The 2722-nt window shown below is 32.4% G+C and carries 5 protein-coding genes; 2 read left to right on the top strand and 3 right to left on the bottom strand.

Annotated elements, in window-relative coordinates; genetic code table 11:
* Positions 1-1146: aminotransferase class V-fold PLP-dependent enzyme (locus L6Q46_RS13480; RefSeq protein WP_291284741.1), on the bottom strand; the 1146-nt coding region annotated here is incomplete at its 3' end.
* Positions 1146-1805 carry a hypothetical protein gene (locus tag L6Q46_RS13475; protein WP_291284740.1) on the bottom strand — a complete coding sequence of 220 codons (660 nt, stop codon included), beginning with the start codon at positions 1803-1805 and terminating at the stop codon, positions 1146-1148. The genes L6Q46_RS13475 and L6Q46_RS13480, both read right to left, overlap by 1 nt.
* Before the next feature lie 227 nt (positions 1806-2032).
* Between L6Q46_RS13475 and L6Q46_RS13470 the strand changes: the two genes are divergently transcribed.
* Together L6Q46_RS13470 and L6Q46_RS14030 are read left to right on the top strand one after the other, a co-directional pair.
* On the top strand, positions 2033-2386 hold the full coding sequence (locus L6Q46_RS13470; RefSeq protein WP_291284739.1) for a transposase: 354 nt from the start codon (positions 2033-2035) through the stop codon (positions 2384-2386).
* Between the two features lie 20 nt (positions 2387-2406).
* Positions 2407-2604 carry a helix-turn-helix domain-containing protein gene (locus L6Q46_RS14030; protein WP_363315884.1) on the top strand — a complete coding sequence of 66 codons (198 nt, stop codon included), beginning with the start codon at positions 2407-2409 and terminating at the stop codon, positions 2602-2604.
* Here the strand turns inward: L6Q46_RS14030 and L6Q46_RS13465 are convergent.
* Positions 2532-2722, bottom strand: a 191-nt coding sequence (locus tag L6Q46_RS13465; RefSeq protein WP_291284738.1) for a hypothetical protein, incomplete at its 5' end; no start/stop codon positions are given. The genes L6Q46_RS14030 and L6Q46_RS13465 overlap by 73 nt on opposite strands.

Raw genomic sequence — 2722 nt, 5'->3', positions numbered from 1 at the left:
AAAGTACCTTGCTAAGTTCAGTTTTTCGTCTAAATAATGTTCAAATGTATTGTGACCGTAGAGCTTTAATGGTAACCACATTCTCAATCCTCTAAAGTGTTTGCTTAATTCGGGCGATAACAGAGAAGGTGAATAACTATTGGAATCTTCATTGGCATCTTGCATATAATTAGCACTGTACTGATTAGCTTTGATAAGATTATTAATGTTTTTTACTAAAACCACACCTGATCCGTAAGGAAGAAATAAACTTTTATGAGGATCCATAATTATAGAATCCGCTAAAGAAATTCCTTTTAATTTTTTCTTTCCTCTCTTTGTCATAAGATAAAATCCTCCATACGCAGCATCAATATGAAACCATAACGAATATTGTGTTGCAATTTTTCCGATGGTATATAAAGGATCAATCATGCCTGCGTCAGTTGACCCTGCATTGGCAATAACTAAAAAAGGATTCAAACCAGTTTTTAAATCCTTTATAATTTGTTGCTCAAGTTTTTCAGTATTCATGCGTAATTCTGAATCAATATCAATGTAGCGAATAATGCAGTCCTCAAGACCAATAATATTTATGGCTCTTTGAATGCTATGATGTGATTGATGAGAACAATATATAACTGTCCTTTCAATATTGCGAATATTTATATTTTTTGTTTTTTTTGCTGTTAAGAGCGCTATAAGATTAGCTATACTTCCCCCTGAAGTTAGATTGCCGCCATAACCCTTTGAATAACCAACAAGATCTGCTGTCCATCGTATTAACTCATTTTCCATGTTAACTGCACCAGGAGATGCATAAAATACTCCAGCATATTTATTGGAGATTGCAGCAATGTAATCGCCAAGAGCGGAACTGAAAATACCACCTCCTGGAATGTATCCCATGTTTGCTCCGGATGCAGTATTTAAACCTGGGCTCAATAATTCTTCCTCTAATAAGGACAAAATTTCATCTATCCCAGAAGATTTTCCATTAATGGCGAACTTTCTATTCGTATTTAAATTGCTTTTTGATGGATCATTATATGCGTTCAAATGTGACAAATTATTAAGGAAATGCTCGCCGAAAATTAAAGTCTTATCTAATAATTCTTTTCTCTCCTTAGACGATTCTTCTAATAAAAATAGCTTTCTATTTTTCATTACTTTCCTGTATGTATTTGTTCTTTATTAAACCCAATGCTTAGTAGCGCAGCCATTATATTTTTTTCAAATTTATAAGTTCCGCATATATATATCTTTTGATCTAAATTATAGACACGCTTCTTAAGTAGGCTATAGTAATCGAACTGGTTCCCGTGGTAAATGTTTTTGAAGTTTGTGCCTAAAATTTTTTTCATTTCTGAACCAAAAAAAACATCTGCTTTGTTCTCATTAAAAAGTAAAAGCTTGTGATTTGAAATGTTTATCGAGTCTGGACTAATTTTTTTCAAAATATTTAAGATCCGGGCTATGAAAATATTTTCTACTATAAACAAACCTGGGCCTTTGTATTCTTGTGAGTCCCAAGCATCAGATATAAAAATACTTTCGTTAGTGTTTATTATACTAAGATAATCTGAAATTTTACTATCATTGGGGCAACTCTTTACAATTATATCGAAAAAAGTATTCCCACTTACATCTATAATTGTAAATGTATCAACCTCCAACCCAAATTGCGGAGCATCAATACTCAAATCGATAACTTGACCAAGTTTGCAATCGTAATTATAAGGTCTCTCGATTGATAACTTGACAATTCTATCGCTAATAAATCTTTTTTTAACGACTTTGACTTTATAAGGAAAAATGAACCCCATTTGCATGTATTTTTAGTAGTTGTTATATCTGGACACTAAGATTTAGATGATTTCCCAAACTGAAGGTTACATTTTATATCACTTTAAATAAACTTTTTGGATATGTAGAAAGAATATAATTATAGATTCTTCAATACTATTTGCGTCTGTAAATCGTCAGCAAAAAGTGGACTGATTTAGGTCAAAACTAAGAGAGTGTTTTCAAAAATTATTAACTTTGAAATAGTATGAAAACACCTAAGAAAAAAACAGCAGAGAATTTCATCAAAGACATTCGTAGAAATACACGAAGAATCTTTAGTTCTGAACAGAAAATCCAAATTGTCATGGAAGCTTTACGAGCAGAAATGTCAGTTGCAGAATTATGCCGAAAGTATTCCATTAATGAATCTCAGTTTTACAAATGGAACAAAGAGTTTTTAGAAGCCGGTAAAAAGCGTTTAGCAGGCGATACCACAAGAGAAGCTACTAGTGATGAAGTAGCAGAGCTCAAGAAAGAAAATCAGCGTTTAAAAGTCATGATTGCCGATTTAGTTTTACGCTACGATATTGTAAAAAAAAGCTTGGACATGCTGGATTAACTGAAAAGTTTAAGAAATATATGAGACTTACAGTATCCGAAAAACAAGAAATCATTCACCTGGTTACTCGTTCAGAAATTGGCGTAAATCGAACACTTAGGGAGATTGGAATTAATAAAAGTACCTTTTACAATTGGTATCATGCTTACAGCGAAAATGATGTTGAAGGTTTAATTCCAACTAAAAGAGCATCAAACTGGAAAAAACGGTCAAATTGACCACCACTTTCCAGTCTAAATTGACCATCGATTTCGGTGCAAACTGACCACTCAATTCCAGTCCAAATTGACCACCTAAATTTTAGAGTAAAATAGTCATTAAAAACAGTTACTTTTT

Origin of the sequence: Flavobacterium sp. (assembly GCF_023151265.1) — a bacterium.
In the GTDB taxonomy this organism is placed as follows: Bacteria; Bacteroidota; Bacteroidia; order Flavobacteriales; family Flavobacteriaceae; genus Flavobacterium.
Note: the sequence above shows the minus strand (reverse complement) of the source record. Positions and strands in the feature narration are given on the sequence as shown.

What these genes read in the sequence shown, in the direction of transcription:
- L6Q46_RS13475 (WP_291284740.1), bottom strand. Translation starts at nt 1,805, where the DNA reads ATGGGGTTCATTTTTCCTTATAAAGTCAAAGTCGTTAAAAAAAGATTT.
- L6Q46_RS13470 (WP_291284739.1), top strand. Translation starts at nt 2,033, where the DNA reads ATGAAAACACCTAAGAAAAAAACAGCAGAGAATTTCATCAAAGACATT.
- L6Q46_RS14030 (WP_363315884.1), top strand. Translation starts at nt 2,407, where the DNA reads ATGAGACTTACAGTATCCGAAAAACAAGAAATCATTCACCTGGTTACT.